At 39.0% G+C, this 20,476-nt stretch carries 20 protein-coding genes and 1 riboswitch; of the genes, 2 read left to right on the plus strand and 18 right to left on the minus strand.

Features of this window, described 5'->3' with window-relative positions:
* Positions 1-73: 73 nt before the first annotated feature.
* Complete coding sequence (locus FZC41_RS04970) at positions 74-2,527, plus strand: diguanylate cyclase (RefSeq protein ID WP_148566281.1); 2,454 nt, start codon at positions 74-76, stop codon at positions 2,525-2,527.
* A gap of 200 nt (positions 2,528-2,727) precedes the next feature.
* On the opposite strand, the gene thiD is transcribed toward FZC41_RS04970, so the two are convergent.
* From thiD to FZC41_RS05035, 13 genes are all read right to left on the minus strand, one after another.
* A complete protein-coding gene (thiD, locus tag FZC41_RS04975; protein WP_148566282.1) occupies positions 2,728-3,507 on the minus strand; it encodes a bifunctional hydroxymethylpyrimidine kinase/phosphomethylpyrimidine kinase in 780 nt (259 codons plus the stop codon).
* Positions 3,504-4,145, minus strand: a complete 642-nt coding sequence (locus tag FZC41_RS04980) for an HAD family hydrolase (protein ID WP_148566283.1) — start codon at positions 4,143-4,145, stop codon at positions 3,504-3,506. Before FZC41_RS04980 ends, thiD begins: the two co-directional genes overlap by 4 nt.
* Entirely contained in the window at positions 4,142-4,780 is a 639-nt protein-coding gene (gene thiE / locus FZC41_RS04985; protein WP_186855149.1) for a thiamine phosphate synthase, read from the minus strand. The genes FZC41_RS04980 and thiE overlap by 4 nt, the downstream gene beginning before the upstream one ends.
* Positions 4,767-5,591 (minus strand): hydroxyethylthiazole kinase, encoded by an 825-nt coding sequence (gene thiM, locus FZC41_RS04990; protein ID WP_148566284.1) that lies wholly within the window; start codon positions 5,589-5,591, stop codon positions 4,767-4,769. Before thiM ends, thiE begins: the two co-directional genes overlap by 14 nt.
* Positions 5,573-6,775, minus strand: a complete 1,203-nt coding sequence (gene cytX, locus FZC41_RS04995; protein WP_148566285.1) for a putative hydroxymethylpyrimidine transporter CytX — start codon at positions 6,773-6,775, stop codon at positions 5,573-5,575. Before cytX ends, thiM begins: the two co-directional genes overlap by 19 nt.
* A 68-nt stretch (positions 6,776-6,843) precedes the next feature.
* Positions 6,844-6,955: riboswitch (TPP riboswitch) on the minus strand.
* A 407-nt stretch (positions 6,956-7,362) separates the two neighbouring features.
* On the minus strand, positions 7,363-8,268 hold the full coding sequence (rnfB, locus tag FZC41_RS05000) for an RnfABCDGE type electron transport complex subunit B (protein WP_148566286.1): 906 nt from the start codon (positions 8,266-8,268) through the stop codon (positions 7,363-7,365).
* Between the two features lie 23 nt (positions 8,269-8,291).
* The gene (locus tag FZC41_RS05005; protein WP_170253856.1) at positions 8,292-8,867 is read right to left on the minus strand and encodes an electron transport complex protein RnfA; all 576 of its coding nucleotides are present in this window, start codon (positions 8,865-8,867) and stop codon (positions 8,292-8,294) included.
* Complete coding sequence (gene rsxE, locus FZC41_RS05010; protein ID WP_148566288.1) at positions 8,864-9,487, minus strand: electron transport complex subunit RsxE; 624 nt, start codon at positions 9,485-9,487, stop codon at positions 8,864-8,866. The genes FZC41_RS05005 and rsxE overlap by 4 nt, the downstream gene beginning before the upstream one ends.
* A 2-nt stretch (positions 9,488-9,489) precedes the next feature.
* Positions 9,490-10,056 (minus strand): RnfABCDGE type electron transport complex subunit G, encoded by a 567-nt coding sequence (locus tag FZC41_RS05015; protein ID WP_148566289.1) that lies wholly within the window; start codon positions 10,054-10,056, stop codon positions 9,490-9,492.
* A 6-nt stretch (positions 10,057-10,062) separates the two neighbouring features.
* On the minus strand, positions 10,063-11,055 hold the full coding sequence (locus FZC41_RS05020; RefSeq protein ID WP_148566290.1) for an RnfABCDGE type electron transport complex subunit D: 993 nt from the start codon (positions 11,053-11,055) through the stop codon (positions 10,063-10,065).
* 15 nt (positions 11,056-11,070) lie between these two features.
* The gene (rsxC, locus tag FZC41_RS05025) at positions 11,071-12,393 is read right to left on the minus strand and encodes an electron transport complex subunit RsxC (protein WP_148566291.1); all 1,323 of its coding nucleotides are present in this window, start codon (positions 12,391-12,393) and stop codon (positions 11,071-11,073) included.
* A gap of 78 nt (positions 12,394-12,471) precedes the next feature.
* Positions 12,472-12,888 carry a SoxR reducing system RseC family protein gene (locus FZC41_RS05030; RefSeq protein ID WP_148566292.1) on the minus strand — a complete coding sequence of 139 codons (417 nt, stop codon included), beginning with the start codon at positions 12,886-12,888 and terminating at the stop codon, positions 12,472-12,474.
* Between the two features lie 796 nt (positions 12,889-13,684).
* Complete coding sequence (locus tag FZC41_RS05035) at positions 13,685-14,902, minus strand: GNAT family N-acetyltransferase (protein WP_148566293.1); 1,218 nt, start codon at positions 14,900-14,902, stop codon at positions 13,685-13,687.
* Between the two features lie 154 nt (positions 14,903-15,056).
* Here FZC41_RS05035 and FZC41_RS05040 point away from each other — a divergent pair, with 154 nt between their 5' ends.
* Positions 15,057-15,734 (plus strand): Crp/Fnr family transcriptional regulator, encoded by a 678-nt coding sequence (locus tag FZC41_RS05040; protein ID WP_148566294.1) that lies wholly within the window; start codon positions 15,057-15,059, stop codon positions 15,732-15,734.
* Between the two features lie 82 nt (positions 15,735-15,816).
* On the opposite strand, the gene trxA is transcribed toward FZC41_RS05040, so the two are convergent.
* The 5 genes from trxA to FZC41_RS05065 all read right to left on the minus strand — a co-directional run bounded on the left by trxA (position 15,817) and on the right by FZC41_RS05065 (position 20,333).
* Positions 15,817-16,149 (minus strand): thioredoxin, encoded by a 333-nt coding sequence (gene trxA, locus FZC41_RS05045; protein WP_338000852.1) that lies wholly within the window; start codon positions 16,147-16,149, stop codon positions 15,817-15,819.
* Between the two features lie 84 nt (positions 16,150-16,233).
* Entirely contained in the window at positions 16,234-16,653 is a 420-nt protein-coding gene (locus FZC41_RS05050; protein ID WP_148566296.1) for a YjdF family protein, read from the minus strand.
* Positions 16,654-16,870: 217 nt separating this feature from the next.
* The gene (locus tag FZC41_RS05055) at positions 16,871-17,344 is read right to left on the minus strand and encodes a methylated-DNA--[protein]-cysteine S-methyltransferase (RefSeq protein ID WP_148566297.1); all 474 of its coding nucleotides are present in this window, start codon (positions 17,342-17,344) and stop codon (positions 16,871-16,873) included.
* A 137-nt stretch (positions 17,345-17,481) separates the two neighbouring features.
* Positions 17,482-17,985, minus strand: a complete 504-nt coding sequence (gene nrdG, locus FZC41_RS05060; RefSeq protein WP_148566298.1) for an anaerobic ribonucleoside-triphosphate reductase activating protein — start codon at positions 17,983-17,985, stop codon at positions 17,482-17,484.
* The gene (locus FZC41_RS05065; RefSeq protein ID WP_148566299.1) at positions 17,982-20,333 is read right to left on the minus strand and encodes an anaerobic ribonucleoside triphosphate reductase; all 2,352 of its coding nucleotides are present in this window, start codon (positions 20,331-20,333) and stop codon (positions 17,982-17,984) included. Before FZC41_RS05065 ends, nrdG begins: the two co-directional genes overlap by 4 nt.
* Positions 20,334-20,476: the final 143 nt, after the last annotated feature.

A 20,476-nucleotide genomic window follows, 5' to 3' on the forward strand; every position in this document is an offset into this window, starting at 1 on the left:
ACAGAAAGATGGTTTTTAATTGCTTCGTTTTCAATCTTAATCCAATTTTTTTAAATATAACGAGAGGTCGACCATGAATATTGATATGCGTACAATTGCACTGATCTTGGTCATTTCCAGTGTTTTTCAAGGAATTATTATCATTTTTCAAGCTTCAGTGAATCGAAAATATCAGGGTATTAATATTTTTGGTATTGGTTATTATTTGTGTGCTTTGGGGTTTCTTTTTATTATCCTCCAAACGATCATCTCCAACTCTTTTATTACGATTATCCTGGGAAATTCTTTACTCATCCTGGCATTAATATTTCAATATGCTGGCTTGATGCGTTTTTTAAAAATAAAAGTAGCAAAATGGATAGCACTGTCTGTGTTTATGATCACCTTTTTTTTACTGACTTACTTTAACTATATCAATAACAATATTACTTATCGAATTTTTTCCGTAAGCATTTCTGTTTCATTAATCTCATTTTTAATTGCTTCAAGCATTCTGAAAAATAAAATAACATCACTCGTTGCCTCAACAAAGCTTCTCGCTGGAACGTTCTTTCTTGTCGGAGCTTTTTCAGTTCTGCGTGCTTTTTTCGCGTTATTTTCTAAGCCTTTAACCTATGCGCTTTATCCCGACATGTTACAATTACTTTCATTTTCTGGTCTCTTTATCTTGAATTTCATCACTGCCTTTATTCTCATTTTTATGATCAATAAGCGCTTAAATTCGGAAATTCTCGAAGCTAAGGAACATTTCGAACAAATTTTCAGCCTCGGTCCTGACGCCAGTATCCTTACCCGCTTTTCTGATAGAATAATCATTAATTGCAATCTTGGTTTTATGAAACTTTCCGGTTACAGCAAAGAAGAACTTCTTAATAAAAGCATCCTTGATCTCAATATCTATAATGATCTTTCCGACTCGCGAAAAATAATAAAAGCTCTTTCTGAAAACAAATCTATCAGAAACTATGGATTAAATTTTCGACGCAAAAACAACAACATTGTTATTTGTACTTTTTCAGGTGAAATGATTATGCTGAACGATACTCCGCATATTATCGGTATTATTCATGATATGACTGATCGTGAAAATGCCGAAAAGGAACTAAAACTTAGTGAAGAAAAATATCGACTCTTGACTGAATTTGCATCTGATGTCACTTGGCTCTTTAACATTACCAAAAATAAATTTACTTATATAAGCCCCTCTATACTCCAATTAATAGGAATCACCTCTGAAGAAGCTATAAAGACAAGCTTAGAAAGCTTCGTCACTCCAGAGTCCTCAATTACTATGCGGGAATGCCTGAAAAACGATTTGGAGAATTTTATCGCCAACCCTGAAAATTCTAATCCAGCCCTGATTGAAATTCAGCAACCATGTAGAAATGGTAATATTATTTGGGTTGAACTGTCAACAAAATATCGATATAATTCAGATGGAGATATTGAAATTGTTGGTGTCAGCCGTGATATTGAAAAAAGAAAGCGTGCTGAAAAAGAAGTTCTTTATTTAAGTTATCATGATCAACTCACCGGACTCTACAACCGCCGGTTCTATGAGGAAGAATTGCAACGATTGGATACCGAACGAAACCTCCCGATCGCTTTGATCATGGCCGATGTCAACGGTTTAAAACTAATCAATGATGCCTATGGGCATCAAGCCGGCGATATGATTCTAAAAAGCTTTGCAAACATCTTAAAAGAAGAGTGTCGAAACGACGAAATTGTCTCCCGGACTGGCGGTGATGAATTTGTCGTTTTGCTCCCCAGAACAAATAAAGAAGATGCAAAACTAATAATTGAACGTTTATACGATTCAATTTCAAATACAAATATTCAAAATACTATTTTATCTGTTTCCATGGGCCTTTCTGTGAAATGCGATGTTTCAGAAAAAATGACAGAAATCTATAAAAAAGCAGAAGATGCGATGTATGCACACAAGCTTTCAGTAAGCCCAAACATAAAAAAAGCAACCATTGATTCAATTGTTAATTTATTATACAAAAGAGATAAACAAGAGATGCTTGAATCCGAATTTGTCGGTGGACTCTGTGCCGCGATTGCAAGAGAAATGAACTTTAGTCCGGATGCCATTAACCATATTAAAATTGCCGGGTTAAGGCATGACATTGGTGAAATTGCTATTGGTGATTCAATCCGTCATAAAGCTGAAAACCTAAATGTCAATGAATGGTCTGAAATAAAAAGGCACCCTGAAATTGGTTATCATATCCTGCACTCCGTCACTGAAACAGCTGAAGCTGCCAAATATGTTCTTGAGCATCATGAACGATGGGATGGGACCGGTTATCCAAAAGGTCTGAAAGGTGAAGAAATCTCCGTTCAAGGAAGAATTATTGCGATTGCCGATGCTTACAGTGCAATGACTTCTGATAGACTTTTTCACAAAGCTTTAAGCCAGGAAGAAGCTATCGATGAAATCAAGAAATGCTCCGGCACTCAGTTTGACAGTGATATCGCGAAGATCTTTATTGAAAAAGTATTAAAAAAAGAATGGTAAAATTTATCCCCCAAAGACAGCGGGGGTGTTGATAAACTTGTCCAGGCGGCCATCATAAATCGTTGTCTGCTGCCATTTCGTACCGGCTATCGCCAGTTCGCTATGATGCAGACAACTGCTTTTACAATGGCCGCCTGAATTTACATTTGCATTTTATCCACAGTCTGATAACTTATCCACATTATGCTGTTTAAAGCTGCCTATATTTTATAACCGTGATCCAGTGGTCCGCTACCTTTTCCCAAATCAAGCTGTGCCGCCAATGCCCCAGTGATATAGTCCTTTGCATTTTTTACCGCCTGCTTCATATCCTGTCCAGCTGCGAGATTGCAGGCAATTGCTGATGAAAGGGTACAGCCGGTGCCGTGGGTATTCGGATTATCAATTTTTTTTCCGGTAAGCCAGATTTCTTCAGCTTCAATTAATAGAAGATCATCGGCACCTTCTTCAAAATGTCCGCCTTTAATCAGGACGCTTCCTTTACACTCCTGAGCAATGATCTTGGCCGCTTTTACCATATCAGCTTTGGACTGAATCTCAAAACCACATAAACATTCTGCTTCCGGTATATTCGGCGTGATAATGTCAGCAATTGGAAACAGCTTTTTTCTTAATGCTTCGACGCTGTCGTCACTGCATAATTTTCCCCCACTGGTTGCGACCATTACCGGATCGACGACGATATTTCTGGCCTGGTGCTCAATCAGTTTTTTGGCAACACTATTGATAATGTCAGCACTATATACCATCCCGATTTTTACCGCATCCGGAAAAATATCGGTAAACACGCAATCCATTTGATTTTCCACAAAACCGCTGTCAACCTCATAAATTCCATAAACCCCAGTTGTGTTTTGAGCCGTTAATACGACGATCACTGTCATGGCATACATTTTATGAGCCATGATGGTTTTCATATCGGCCTGAATCCCTGCTCCGCCGCTTGAATCCGATCCGGCAATTGATAAAACTTTTTTCATTTTCTCAACTCCTCAAAACTATTAATCGTTCGATCAGATACTCTTTTTATTTCTTCCCAATCATTTTTCGAAAATTCATCATAAACCCCGACAATATAGCACTCTGTATTTTTTGCCGCCTTAATACAATATAAAGAATCCTCGACGATGGCAATTTCTTTTTCTGGAATACCAAATGTCTCAACCGCCTGGAAATATATTTCTGGCTCACTTTTCGAAAGCCCGGTCATATCTGATGTCAAAATAAATTCAAAATAATCTAAAATACCCAGTCTTTTAACTGCCGTTTCAACCAGTGAGCGATCAGTTGCGGTTAGAATACTCATTTTTATTCCCTGCCTGACATATTGATCCAGGACTTCCTTTACAAAAGGCTTTAAGGGTAAGTGAGTCCCATAACTGTCTCGTATCATTTCGTTGATTTCAGCATTCACCTCTGCTGCCGTTAAGGCGAGCCCAAATTGATTAACAAAATAACGGGAAGACTCCGCAAAGCTCATGGTTGTCGTGATCTCATTTAAATTATCCGGAGGATTTATCCCATGATTTTTTAAAAAATTTCCGCCTAAGTTCTTCCATACCGGCATTGAATCAATGAGCGTTCCATCCATATCAAAAATGATTCCTTTTTGATTCATGATGTTATCATTTCCCAGGAAAGACTGTGTAATTCTCTGGTTGCTTTGGCAATATCCAGCTTTGAGAAGATTGCCGATACCAAAGCCACACCATCAACACCAGTCCCCTTTAAACCAAGAATATTATTCTCATTTAATCCCCCGATGGCGACAACTGGTATAGAAATAGTACTGCAAATTTTCTGTAATGTTTCAAGAGCAACAAGATTGGCATCGGTTTTTGTTGAAGTGGCGTACACGGCCCCTACTCCAATATAATCAGCTCCGTCTTCTTCAGCCTTAATGGCCTGTTCGACCGTCTGGGCCGATACGCCAAGGATTTTATCTCCTATACGCTTTCGCAGCTCCCTGGCATCCATATCTCCCTGTCCAACATGCACACCATCGGCATTGACTGCCATCGCCACTTCATGATTGTCATTAATCACAAAGGGAATTTGATAGTGATCCGTCAATTTTTTTATTTCTTCCGCCTCTTTGACAAAACCTTCAAAGGACAGCTCTTTTTCCCGCAGCTGAATAAAAGTCGCTCCGCCTTTAATGGTCTCTTCAACCTGTTCAGATAAGCTTCGGTTTCCCAACCAGGTTCGATCGGTCACGGCATATAAAAGCATTGCTGATTTATCGAATTTCAACCTTCATTCCCCTTTCTAAAATCTCGGCATCCATATTGCTCATAAAGTCGATGATATAGGTTCTAAAGGAAGACGTTCCCTCTTTTTGAGCCCAAACCTTTTCAAATGCCAATTCTCCGCATAATCCCATACAACTTACAGCTGCTGCCGTGGCCAGAAGCAAATCCTCCGGATTGGCCCCACAATAAGCGCCAATGAGAGTTGTGAGCATACATCCGGTTCCCGTTATTCGGGACATCATTGGATGGCCGTTTTTAATCACAAAGGCCTTTTCTTTATCGGCAACAATATCGATTGCTCCCGTTATTGCAATCATTGCTCCGGTTTTTTCACTTAAAGCTTGTGCAAACTGAATCATCTGATCGAGATTGTCTTCATCAACCGTATCATTAATATCGGCATCCACACCTTTTGTGGTTCCACTGCCTTGATCAATCGTTTTAATCTCCGAGATATTACCTCTGATTACGCTGATTCGCACTTGCTTTAACAGTTCCAACGCGGTGTCGGTTCGAAACGTTGAAGCGCCCGCCCCAACCGGATCCAGTATCACCGGCAGCCCCAACTGATTGGCTTTTCTTCCTGCTTTGATCATGGCAGCGATGGTTCGTTCATTCAGGGTGCCAATATTAATAACTAATGCATTGCATATTGAAACTATATCTTCAACTTCATTGATATCGTCCGCCATAATCGGCGAACTTCCACATGCCAACGCCATATTTGCGCAGTCATTGACGGTAACATAATTTGTGATTGCATGCACCAAAGGGTGTTTTCTATTGACGTTTGCTAAGATCTTTTCAAACATAATTTAATTCCTCCATTTACTAATATACATATTAGGCTAATTATTATCATTGCCGGCAGAGTGACCCCAACAGGAAAATCTAAAGTCATCAATTGCCGATAAATCACCACGCCAACTACCCAAATCATCATGTTTTTGATATCAAGCAATTTTTTCTCTTCTATCTGGGTATTCTTGAAAACGAAATAATCGGTAATTAATATCGCAAAAAGCGGAGCAAAGACTGATCCGATTAAATAAAGAAAATCCTGATATGCATCAATGGGTGCAACGATGGCCAACAAAACACCGATCACACCGGTTATCAGTACAGCAGTTCTTTCTTTAACCTTTGTATCGATATTAACAAAACTCACTCCTGCCGAATAAACATCTAAGAATGCCGTTGTAACGGTGGAAAAAAGGATAATGATCAATGCCACCATCCCCAGGCCCACACTGGTCAGTATCACAAAAATATCCGAGGTACCCGCATAAAGAGCGGCACCTAATCCAATGATGTACATCCAGCAGCTTCCCATAAAATAACTGATCGAACTGACCAATGACCCTGATTTTTTCTTTTCCGAAAACCGCGTGTAATCCGCAATGAGTGGAAGCCATGAAATTGGCATGATCGCACTCAATTCCACAGCTCCGCCAAAGGTCATCGTACCTTCAACGGCTGAGTTTACAGATGATCCGCTGAAGATCTGCAAGCTTAAAATAACAGAACCGATAAATAGCAGCCCTACAGCAATATAGTTTAGCTTCTCCATATTTTTAAAACCCACGAGCACCCATAAAAAAATAAAGACCCCAATTATTATACACCCCAGTGTCGTGTTTTGATAATTAAAAGTACTGGCGGTGACACCATCAATTGCTTTTGCCGCGGTAATCACCATCACCGCTGTCCACCCGATCAATTGCAGGATGTTCAGTATTGAAAAAATATATGATCCGTATTTGCCAAAGGATATCCGTGATGATTCAATGGCCGGTAATTTGCTTTGGGAACCAATAACGCCAGCCAGAAACAAAACGGATATTCCGATGACATGACCAATTATAATGGCAATCACTCCGTTTTTTAATCCCAGCGGCGCAATCAGCGTCCCAGTCATCACTTCTGCAATGGAGATGGCCGCGCCTAACCACAAAAGGGTCAGACTTCGATTTGAAAGTTTGTTTTCATTTTGCATATAATTCCTTTCCGACTTAACTTGCATTTTTCCTTTCGTATAAATAAAAAAAGCCGCGCATCAATGCACAGCAAATTTTCACACTTTCCCTACGTCGGCATTATCCGTATCAGGTGTATGGGTCGAAGTAACACGCTACTTCCTCTCAGCCTAAATGCTCAAGCTCCCCAACTATTATATTGTTTAAAAGATTATCATACCCCTTCTTTTTTGTCAATATTGAAAAATTACCTTTTATCATTCAATTTCTTAACTCGCTTATTCCGACTTTCTCATTCTTTAATTATTGTCTTATCCATGAAGACAGTGAGGCGCTCATCATCTTCATGGATAAGACATTTCTTAATTTAGCTTAATTAGAACCTATTTCAAGATTTAATAAAGGTTCGCGCCTTATTATGGTTTCAAGAGATAAACATCTCCCCTTTTTCTTTTCATTCCTAATATAAAAACAGCAGGTCATCCGGACCTGCTGTTTTTTTGTTTATCCTTATTTTTACAATCAACGAACAAAGATAAAAGTCTGCAAAAGATAATGATTGATCATCTTTTGCAGACTTAAATTTCTGTTGATTATTCTAATAACTTTATTTTTCTTCTTTTTTTGCTTGCGCTGCTTGAGCAGCTTTTTCTGCCTTTGCTTTTGCAACAGCTTCCTTCAAAATTACTGATGCTTTTTTGGCATCTTCAGTCAAAGGAACAATCGCTCCTGTTGGGCATTTTTCCAGACAAATTGGATTGTTGCATTTTTCTAAGCAAATCGTTCCATTTACGGTAGCTAAATTGTTTTCAACTGTTATTGCATCGTACGGACAGCTTTTTTTACAAGCTCCACAACCGATACAAGCGACCGAACAAACTTTTTTAGCTGCAGCACCTTTATCTTTTGAATTACAAAGAACTGCTACCGGTGCACCAATTGGCGCCATCGTGATTACATGTTTAGGACAGATCAAACTACATTTTCCACATCCTGTACATTTTTTCTCATCAACAATTGGCAAACCATTTTCTCCCATTGTAAGTGCATCAAATGGGCAATTAGCTGCACAGGTACCAAAGCCCATACATCCATACTGACATCCTTTGGGTCCACCCTGAACGAGACTTGCAGCAATACAATCTTCCAGTCCAACATAATTATATTTTTTAATTGCATCTGATATCGGATTGTTGCATTTTATTTGAGCAACTCTTGGTTCAATTTCAGCTGAAACTTTTCCAGTTATTTCTGCTACCTGATCTGCTACAATCTTTTTACCAGGCACACATAAATTAGGCGCTACGTCCGGCTCCAAAACAACTGCTTCAGCATAAGCTGCGCAACCAGCGTAGCCGCAAGCTCCGCACTGTCCCTTAGGAAGTACGTCTTCGACTATCTCAATAAGTGGATTTGTTTCGATGGCAAAGGCTTTGTTAGCAAATGCTAAGATCAAGCCAAAAACCAAACCAATGCCTGTCATTACCAGTACAACCATTATTGCAGTATTCATGATTCCTTATCTCCTTTCGATTATTAAATCATTCCTGAAAAGCCAAGGAACGCCAACGCCAACATACCTGCCAGTATAAATGCAATCCCAATACCTTCTAATGATTTGGGTACATCCGCCAATCTCAGTTTTTCTCGACAACTAGCCATCAGGATTATTGCCAGTGCAAATCCCAAACCAGAACCTACTGCATTTACCAAACTTAATAAGAATCCATAATTAGATTCGATATTTAAAAGTGGTACTGATAAAACGATACAGTTTGTAGCGATTAACAGTAGATAAATTCCCCACATATTATAAAGTGCCGGGGCATGTTTTTTTATAACCATTTCCAGCAATTGAACAAAACTTGCTATCAATAAAACAAATACTGCTGTCGTCATGAATGTTAGTCCGAATGGGAATAAGATAAAATGATAGACAAGCCATGCCAACGCCGAACTCATGACCATTACAGCCGTAACAGCCATACCCATACCAACGGAAGCGCTCAGGTTTTTTGAAACACCAAAGAAAATACACAGACCTAAAAATTTTGTCAGTACGAAGTTGTTTACTACTACTGCGCCTAAAAACAGGGTTAAATATTCCATTATGCTTCACCCCTTTCCGCTTGCTTTTTTTCCATATGATTGGTTAAGATTTTCCATGCAGCAACCAGGTATCCAATTAAAATGAATCCCCCTGCTGGTAAGATCATAATCAATGGAGCATTATACCAGTCACCAAGAATTTTTACTCCGAAAATCGAACCCGCTCCAAGCAGTTCGCGAATAATTCCAATAATTACCAACGCCACACAAAAACCTGAGCCCATCCCAAAACCATCGAAGAAAGATGGGATAACCTTATTTTTTGATGCAAATGACTCTGCTCTTGCCAATATGATTGCAAAAACAACAATCAAGGCCAGATATATTCCTAATGCATCATAAAGATCCGGGGCATATGCCTGAAGAACTAATTGCACCACGGTAACAATCGTTGCAATGGATGTAATATAAACCGGTACCCGAACCTTAGGGTTAACGACTTTTCTGGTAAGTGAGACCACCATGTTGTTCATCGAAATAACAAACATAACCGAAAGACCCATTGTTAACGCCGTCGTTGCTGAAGACGTTACCGCCAAAGCTGGACAAAGGCTAAGCGCCAAAACAAATATAGGATTTTCTGCGATAATACCTTTTTTAAATATTTGCCAATAATTTTTCATAATTATTTATTACCTCCTGCAAACGCTACGACTTCATCTACTGCTTCTTTAACGCCTTTTGTTACGGCTTTAGAAGAAATTGTAGCTCCAGTCATTGCTTGAATATTTTCTTTGTTTGAAGGATCTTTTGTCACTACCAAGTTTTCAGATGTTTTTCCTGCAAACTGGGATTTAAACGGTTCTTTTCCAGCATTGTCCCCAAGACCAGGGGTTTCATTTGCCTTCAATATTGAAAAATTAATAACCTCGCCAGTCGTTTTAACAGCAACCAGCATTGTTATCGCTCCGCCATAACCTTTTGTCTCACCGGGAACAACATAGGCAATTTTTTCGCCCCCCTTTGTTGCAGCATACCAATCGGTTTTGCCTTCAATAGGCGTAAAGGTATCTGCATCTGGAACTAAGGCTTGCATTGTTTTCATCTCTTTATCCGCTGCATTCTTTATCGCAATCGGTGACGTTACAAAATTAGTAACACCAATAATTAATCCAGCTACAAAACAAGCGATCATTAAGTTTATCGCAATCTGAAAAATAGAATATTCTTTTGTAGTATGTTCAGTCGACATATTCATTTACCCCCTTACTCCGAATTTTTTTGGTTGACAAAAGCGGTCAATTAGAGGTGTCAGACAGTTCATTAATAATATTGCATAACAAACGCCTTCAGGATAGCCGCCTTTAAGTCTGATTAAGGTTGTCAATACCCCTGCACCAAAGGCAAAAATTATTTGACCTTTTATCGTTATTGGAATGGTAACCATATCGGTAGCCATGAAGAATGCTCCAATGATTAAACCACCAGCCATCATATGAAAAAGTGGGTCTCCAGTAAGGAAGCCGGCTGGTCCAAATATCCAAGTTAAAATTCCGACAGTACCGATCATAACAACAGGAACTTGCCAGTTTATATATTTTTTATAGATTAAAAACAATCCGCCGAGAACTAATAGTACCGTACATGTTTCACCGATACTACCACTGCGGTTTCCTAAAAACATTGCCTGATACATATTTGATGCACTGCCAAAGGTACTAATTAATGCATCGTAACCTTGTTGTTTTAAGATGTTAAGTGGTGTTGCAGAACTTACAACATCTGGAACACTTGTTGTCATTTTACTCCAGGTTGTCATCGCAACTGGCCATGATACCATTAATGCCGCTCTACCAATATGTGCTGGATTGAAAATGTTTGAACCAATTCCGCCCATGGCATGTTTTGCCACGACGATGGCGATAAACGAACCAACGATGGCCATCCACGCTGGAAGCGTTGGTGGTAAACACATTGCCAGCAACAGGCCGGTTAAAAAAGCACTTCCGTCTTTTACGGTAATCGGTTTTTTTCTTATTATTTCGACTGCCCATTCAAAAAACACAGCTGATACAATACCTAATAATATAATCATAAGCGCATTTAAACCGAAATGATATACTCCGAACAATGCCGCTGGAGCTAATGTTAGGTTCACTGTCCACATTATTTTTGAAACTGACTCTTCTGAGCGAATATGTGGAGATACAGATACATTAAATAATTCCTTGTTTGATTTTACTTCCGCCATGAAAAACTCACCCCCCTATTTCTTTGCAGCTTTTTTAGCAGCATTCTGTGCTTTACTGTATTTAACATATTGAACGATATTTCGTTTTGCCGGGCATGCGTAAACGCAGCTTCCGCACTCAACACAATCAAGAAGACTAAAATCCTCAACTGCTTCTTCGAAAAGATTTTTCTCTCCTAAAAGACTAAACATACTAGGATTTAATCCCATCGGACATGCGTTAATACATCTTCCGCATCTGATGCATGGTGATTGTTTCCCAGTGTTTGCTTCCCCTTCGGCCAAAGCAAGTATTCCAGATACACCTTTTATGATTGGGAGATCTATATGTGGTTCTGCCATTCCCATCATTGGTCCACCACTAAGGATTTTTTCGGGTGTACTTGCAAATCCCCCACAAAAATCGATTGCTTCTCTAAATGTTGTTCCTACTCGAACTAAAATATTTTTAGGCTCTTTTATCGCCTTGCCGCTGATTGTTGTCACTCTCTGAATGAGTGGGATTCCCTGAGTTACAGCATCCGATATTGCAACTGCCGTACCGACGTTTTGAACAACAACGCCAACATCCAGAGGAAGTCCGCCAGATGGAACCTCTTTGCCAGTAATTACCTTAATCAGCATTTTTTCAGCACCTTGAGGATATTTTGTTGGGAGCCCCATAACTTCTACTCCAGTTCCTTCAAAAGCTTTCTTCATTACTTCAATAGCATCTGGTTTATTATCTTCTATTCCAACATACCCTTTTGTAACGCCAAGTGCTTTCATCGCTATTTTTACACCGGTTACTATTCGCGCTGATTCTTCAAGCATAAGCCGATGGTCAGCGGTTAAATATGGTTCACATTCAGCAGCATTCAAAATAAATGCCTCAGCTGTTTTTTCTTTAGGTACAGTCATTTTTACATGTGTTGGAAAAGTTGCACCACCCATACCAACAATACCAGCTTCTCTTATTATCTTGTTGATGCTATCAGCATCCAGACTCTGCCAGTCCCGTTTTAGCGGGATACCTTCAGCCCATTCGTCCTGGCCATCGTTTTCAATAACAATTGCCAGACATGTTCCCAACCCTGGATGAGGATATTCTCCTACATCGATCACTTTTCCCGAAATTGATGCATGTACATTTCCTGAAACAAATGCATCGGTTGTCGCAATTAATTGCCCTTTTTTCACTAAGTCGCCTTTGGCTACTATAGGTGAACAAGGTGCACCGATATGCTGTCTCACGGGAATGATTGCTTTGTTTGGCAAAGGTGCTGTTTCTATCGGCTTATTTGCTGTATAACTCTTGCGATCGTTTGGATGCACTCCACCGCGAAAACTCTTCATCATATTTAAAACCTCCCTTTTTAGTATATTATAATGAATCTCTATAGATAAGCAAAAATACAAAGTCAAATCGGAACTTATTTAACTCAATATTTTTGTAATCACCGGTAATGATTTTACGTCTTTTTTTACGGCCTTATCATATAATTTCACAAAAATTAATGATAGACAAAACACTATTATTCCGCCACCTATTTGAAACGGAACCAATGGTTGTCCCAATTTATTTGCAACAAACCATCCCATAACTGCTCCAACTGCTGCTGCTAAAAGAGGCATAACATAAACCATAAATGCAGCAATAATCATATTAGCTTCCTGTATTTCAAATGCAACCTTTTGTCCCGGTTTAGCTCCGATTGGATTTCGAACATCCATTATGATGGCATCCTCACCTGGACATGCTCCACAGTCTTTACAATCTGCATGTCTGGCGGCGCTTACTTTTGCCAGTTCACCCTCTACTCCAACAACAATACCAATTTCTTCTTGTTTCAAACTATTAACCTCCTTAAAAAAATCGCGATCATAAGTTGCGTTGCTTATCGTTTAACTACTAATTAGCCCATACTTAATTCCGGGAAAATTGTATACTCAAACAATTTTTCCGGAATTATAAAACGCCTATATTATTAATCGCTGCATCAAGTACAAAAAATTACATGTTTGAAACTTGTATATACATCGTCTGTTTCTAATTATATATGTAAAAAATTTATTTGCAACAGTTTTTTTGAAATTACCATCGCTTGAATTTAGAACTCTTTTAAGTAAAAATTAGCCTGTTTTTCTCGCTATTTAAGGAACTATTTTTTTTTACGATTTTTCTCCCTCCATCTTCTCTATTTAGCTCGTCTTTTTATGAAATTCTATCAAATCAGCGGTTTTTGAAGCACAGAACAAGCTTTTAATATACTTTTTTTTAATTCTATCATTCTTTAAATCAATTTTTATCACTTGTGATTGTATCTTTTTTAACAGACTGTTCTTTTACTAAATTTTACTTATTTTCCTATCAAAATTGCGAGATTAATTCCAGAGGGTAATTTTTTCCTATACTCGCGTTTCGCTTCTATTGTTACCCGGTTAACTTAAAACGTTAATCTTTAAAAGAATACACGAAGCACGTATAATATATCTGCTATAAACAACAGAATATCGGTTCACATTTATAACCATTGATTTTATTTGAGTTATTCTTTTTTTAAGTTGCCTGTCTGAAAAAATAAAGCACTAAAAAAAGAGGCTATAGCCAAAGCCCCTTTCCACTTAATTTTATATAAAATTTCAGATGTTATATGTAATCAGAAAAGTAAATCTTATCATTTGGAATAATATTTTCAAGCAATGTGATTGTTTTATCGTTAGCAGCTAATCGTTCTATTTTTCTTAAATAGGTTGGTCGCTTATAGCCCAACAACATCGTTGTTAGAATTCCGATATTCAATTCCACACAGTTTTCAGATCGGCCGTCAATCAATACCGGTTTTGAGCCCTTATTAAACCGGAGTGTAAAGCTTTGATTATTCCAATCCAGCACCGAATCTCTAATATTAAAGGTGATCGTATCATCAATGTCAACATTAACAAAATTGTACTGTTTAATAAACTCCTCAAAATCTACAATTCGTGCCATAATATAGGGTCTGATATTCTCTTTCATATCACTGTCCCCAAATAGAAAAGACACGGTATGATTATTATAATTATTGCCAACCACTTCATTAATCATGGATTCATGAGCCGCGATATAGCCCCACAGACCTTTCCTTGCCTCTTCGTTTAAGTAAACCATTTCCTTGACATGAAAAGCATCATTTTCGATAAGGTAAACTAAATAACCAAATGGTTTGTTATTCTCGTTATAATAGATAGCAACCGTTACATCTTCGACATCCCAACGCCAGTATTCTTCCCAAACCAGATCCGATCTGATCAGGCATCCATGGGTTTGTCTTGCATAGGTATCATGTAAATCGATAAGATCTTCACTGTCTAGCAATACCCGTCTTACCCTGCCGGGGACATCAATATCTCTGGGCAACTGATTATCCCGGATGCGATAGGTCATCTTGTCCGATACAACCTCCCAACCCTTGTGCCGATATAACGGAATTGAATAAGGATATAGAAAAGAAATACTTTGCTTTTGTTTTCGCATGGTTTCAAGACTTTCTTTCATTAATCTTGACATTAAACCCAAGCCCATATATTCAGGATAGGTGGCAACACCGGTGATGTAACCCATATCGTAAATATTCCCTCTGATGTTCACTTCGAGTGGATATACTGCAATTTGAGCCGCCAACTTTTCTCCTTCAAACCAGCCGACGACCGCTGCCTTTTCTAATATGGGAAATTTCGAACGCTTAATTTCATCCTGTTTCCATCCTATTTTTAATAATTGTTCATCTGTAACCTGAAATGCATATCTTAAAATATCGTTGAATTGCGTTAAATCTTTTGACGCCAATTTTCTTAATTCAAGATCTGTTTTTATATCCTTGCGCATCTGAAATCCCCCTTTATTAACTACAATCTGCTAATCTTTCTTTCCTATTACATTTAAAAGCACAATTCCATCGAGCTTTTGTTATTGATACCCGCATCATTAGGGTTATAAATATGATATACTAAAAAATAATATTTAAGTGAGGTCAGTAAAAATGATAAATGAAAAAGATATCGGATTGGTTGAATCAATTTTCAGCTTTTGGGATAAGCTAACTCCCCAGCAAGCATCGCTGATTCTGGGAAATTCAATAAATGCGAACTATAAACGCGGTGAAAATATTCATCGCGGCGATAACGACTGTGTTGGTGTATTGCTGATTAAAAGTGGTGAACTGCGTACCTATATATTATCCGAAGATGGCCGGGATATTACCCTGTACCGATTAGGGGCTGGCGATGTCTGTATCCTGTCGGGAGCATCCTGCATTTTAAAGAATATTACTTTCGATGTCCATATTGATGCTGAAAAAGACAGTGAGTTGATTTCAATCAACTCCGCTGTTTTCCAACAGCTTTGCAATGAAAATATCTATGCCGAGAATTTTTCTTATAAATCCACCATTGATCGCTTTTCAGATGTGATGTGGGCAATACAGCAAATTCTCTTTCTGAGCTTTGATAAACGACTGACAATTTTTTTGCTGGATGAAATATCCCGAACCGGATCAAACACCATCATCATGACTCATGAACAAATTGCCAAATATATTGGTTCTGCCCGTGAAGTTGTCTCCCGGATGTTAAAATATTTTGAAAGAGAAGGCTTGGTAAAACTTACACGAGGTAAAATCGAAGTCATCGACGCGGTTCTGTTAAAAGAAATAATTTAATAATAACTAAAGCCAATTATTTTATCAGAGTGATAAATAATTGGCTTTAAAATTGTCAATTTTCAATATTGCTTATTTTGCTTTATGCTTCCAGCATTTCTAAAATATCTTTTTTGGGCTTTGCTCCGACTGATTTTTTAACCACCACACCGCCTCTGACCACAGCTAGCGTTGGAATGCTCATTACCTTGAACTCTGCTGCCAATTCTGGTTGTTCATCCACATTGATCTTACCAACCTTTATTACCAGACCCACCTCTTCTGCTATTTCATCTACAATCGGAGAAACCATTTTACAGGGTCCGCACCATGGTGCCCAAAAATCCAGCAATACCGGTTTGTCTGACTGTACGACTTCCATTTCATAATTATCTTTTGTAATCGTTACTACACTCATTTTATTTATCTCCTTCATCTCTTGAATTTGTTTTATGAGCCAATTATAACCATATTGTTTAATTTAAACCGTAACTTAATCACATAACTATTTTTTATAATTTTATCGTCCTTTGTGCTTTTGCTTTTTCTTTTCTTGTCTTAAATCGAATTGTCGCAGTTTTTCTTCTTCCGTCCTCAAGCGATTCATTTTTTTTCTGCCGATTATATTCTGCTCATGCTCTAATTTCAGAGCCTGCTGTGCTTTCGTTCCAATTCCCTTTTTTTCCATCTGGCGACTGATTTCCCTTTGCATTCTTTTGGGATTGACATTTGCCTTTTGAGCTTCAACTTGAATTTTTGACGTACTAAAAGTAAGGGTATCATATTTTTTCAACAAGAAATCATAAATTTCATAATCCTTTGGCTCAGCGCCAAAAACTACCTTGGCAACACTGAGTTCGCCCTGATCAATTTGTTCAAAAACGCCCACCCAAAAGGGTTCCTCAAAAAACACCGTCAAAGAACCAACAATTTTATCCATATTCTTCCTCCTAAAAACTACTAGCGAAGAAGGGACAACCATAGGAGGCAGGTTACTGACAGAAACTTTCTGCGTCTGGACTACCGGCCAGAACTGTGTTTTTATCTACGCATCAATATTATAGCATCTTTTAAGCCTAAATCAATTCAAATTAATTTAGGCTGTCAACCAACTGTTATACCGATCAACGGTTAACCCGTTCCCCTCCTTCTTTTGATTAATCATTTCTAATTGCATTTTTTTCCAACTCGAGCAGCTTTTCTTTTAAATCCACTCCGCCGGCATAGCCAACCATGGCCCCATTTGAACCAATCACGCGATGACAGGGAATAACGATGGCAATGGGATTATGATGATTTGCGCCGCCAACCGCCCGGGATGCTTTTTCATTACCAATGGCAATGGCAATATCTTTGTAACAGCAAACCGCCCCATAAGGAATACTTTGCAGGGCTTGCCAAACCTTTTTCTGAAAGACCGTCCCTTCCGGTGAAAGCGGCAAATCAAAACTTTTTCGTTTGCCTTCTAAATACTCTTCAAGCTCCTGATACGCTTTTTTCAGCAGCGGTGTTTCGTTTATTGTCACTCCTTCTGAAATTTCTTCTCCAAAATACAATTGGGTAACAGCCATCCCGTTTTCAACAATGACAACTTTTCCGAGCTCTGTTTCATAACAAAATGCTTGTTTCATGATTTTTCATCTCTTTTTCAATGATAATTATTTTATCTTTTTATCACATTATACTTGGTACGATTTCGGTGAAATCGTGTCAATCTGATTCCATCTCTCATTTTATCCTATATTACTAATTACCCAATTTTCCGCTCTTATATCTCACTCAACACGGTTTCTTTTAATAAAAGTGATTTTTTTACATCAATAATTCTTTGATTTTTCGATCCTCTGAATTTTAACATCATGCTCTTTTTCTCTATCTGAAATTTTCCATCGACCAATAGCTCAGTTCTTTCTAATAGATCATGCCAGGCTTTATCGCTGTTTTCCAAAAGTGTTTCGTATGTATAGCCGGTGTATGTCATCACATGATAGCCCAAAACCCCGGCTCTTTCAGCCAGTTCGCCAAAAGCCTCGGCCTGTTCAAACGGTTCTCCCCCACTTAAGGTTATCCCATCCAGAAGAGGATTCTTTTTCATTTCATTGATGATGGCATCAATAGCCACCCATTGTCCGTCTTTAAAATCATGGGTTCCCGGGTTATGACAACCAGAACAATGATGAGGGCAACCCTGGGCAAAGACGACAAGCCGGATACCCGGACCGTCGACGATCGATTCTTTGACAACGCCGGCAATTTTTATTTGTTTATTCATAGCTGTTCGATGAAATTTTCGGTGCGACCTTCACAATTGAAATGTTTGATCCGATCCTTCTCTTCTGCTTTTTTCGCGTCATTGAAGCGATCCAGGGTTCCGACCAGATATCCGGTAATTCTTCTGATTCGTTCAAATCTTATGTCGTCTTCCGGTCGGCCACATTGCGGGCATTCATCTCCGATAATGCCGGTGTAGCCGCAAACCGGATCTCTGTCCACTGGATGATTGATCGATCCATAGCCAATTCCGGCCTCTTTCATGGCCCGAACAATTTTTTCAAAAGCTTCCAGATTATGAAGGGGGTCTCCATCCATTTCAATGTAGGTAATATGCCCGGCATTGGTTAATTCGTGATAAGGCGCTTCCAGCCTGATTTTTTCGTATGCGCTGGTCTGATAATAAACCGGCAGATGAAAACTGTTGGTGTAATATTCTCTGTCGGTCACCCCCGGGATGCTGCCGTATCTGGTTTGGTCCATTTTAACAAATCGCCCTGCGGTTCCTTCCGCCGGGGTTCCCAGCAGGCTGAAGTTCAGTTGGCGCTGCTCGCTTTCTTCATCCATTCTTTTTCTCATGTAGCCAATTATTTTAAGGCCCAGCAATTGGGCTGTTTGCGACTCGCCATGATGTTTTCCGGTTAGCGCCTTCAAACATTCTGCCAAACCAATGAATCCCACGCTCAATGTGCCGTGCTTCAGGACTTCCCGTACTTCCATCTCTTCAGTAAGCTCATCCGAGTCTATCCATATCCCTTGGCCCATTAAAAATGGATAGTTTTTTACTTTCTTTCGTGCCTGAATTTCAAACCGTTCCATCAGCTGGTCAATGACCAGATCGACTTTGCCTGCCAGCTTTTCAAAAAATAATGCGATATCATGATTGCTTTCGATGGCGATTCTTGGCAAATTAATTGTCGTAAAACTTAAGTTTCCTCTTCCATAGGTGATCTCCCTGGATTTATCATGAATATTTCCGATCACCCGGGTTCGACATCCCATATAGGCAATTTCGGTTTCTGGATGGCCTTCTCGATAATACTGTAAGTTGTAGGGGGCATCCTGAAAGGAGAAATTGGGAAACAGTCTTTTGGCACTGACTCTGCATGCCAGTTTAAACAAATCATAGTTTCTATCCCCGGGATTATAATTCACGCCTTCTTTCACCTTGAAAATATGAATGGGAAAAATTGGGGTTTCTCCATTTCCCAGTCCTTCTTCGGTGGCTAATAAAATATTTTTAATCACCAGTCTGCCTTCTGTGGATGTATCCATTCCATAGTTGATCGAACTAAAGGGGATTTGAGCCCCTGCCCGGCTGTGCATAGTATTGAGGTTATGCACAAAAGCCTCCATCGCCTGGTAAACACTTCGGTCAATTTCTTTTTCAGCATTTTTAACTGCAAAATCCTGGACCTTTATCATAACATCCGCGTCATCAATCCACTGTGATAACTTTTTAGCTTCATATTTCTGATAGTTTTTTGAATCATCCAAGGCCGGAATCAACCCAGTTTCTTCTTTAATCTCACCACAAATATTTTTGACTCTGGCCGAAACGTCTTCCATTTCTGTCAGCAGACTTAATGCCTTAGCTAAGTTTTCCCGATAAAGACGGGCATAGGTTTTTTTTACCCCATGAGCCATTGCATATTCAAAGTTGGGAATGCTCTGTCCGCCGTGCTGATCATTCTGATTGGATTGGATGGCAATACAAGCGAGCGAGGCATAACTCTGAATATCATTCGGTTCCCTCAAATGCCCGTGTCCCGTACTGAATCCATTTCTGAATAATTTTTCCAAATCAATTTGACAGCAGGTAGTTGTCAGCGTCAGAAAATCCATATCATGGATGTGAATATCACCATCCTTATGGGCTTTTGAATGTTCTGGTTGCAACACAAACATTTCATTAAACTGCTTCGCTCCCTCGGAACCGTATCTCAACATCGTTCCCATCGCGGTATCACCATCAATATTGGCATTTTCACGTTTTATATCATTGTCTTTTGCCTCTTTAAAAGTGAGCCCTTCATATATTTTCATCAGCCGGGTATCCATTTCGCGAATCCGCGTCCGTTCAGCCCGATAAAGAATATATTCCTTAGCTGTCCGGGCATGGCCGGTTTCAATGAGAATCATTTCCACGGCATCCTGAATTTCCTCAACGGTCGGCTTCTTATTGTCCAATTCCTCTTCAATATAGAGAGTTACACTTTCAGCCAAAGACATGGCGGTATTATAGTTTTCGCCCCCCAGGGCACTTGATGCCTTAAAAATAGCATTTGCAATTTTTTCAATATTAAAAGGTGCTTCTCTTCCATCTCTTTTTTTAATTTTAGTAATCATGCTCTTTTCTTTCCTTCTTTCTACTACAATATATTTATGGTTATAGTACCTAACAACCAGTTAGGACCTTATCCATCTTGTTGCTTAAGCTGTTAGAATGTAGAGAGCAATCGGTATGTCGTCTTCCTTTCTTGGACTTCGCG

It is taken from the genome of Acetobacterium paludosum (assembly GCF_008086595.1).
GTDB classification, from domain to species: domain Bacteria; phylum Bacillota; class Clostridia; order Eubacteriales; family Eubacteriaceae; genus Acetobacterium; species Acetobacterium paludosum.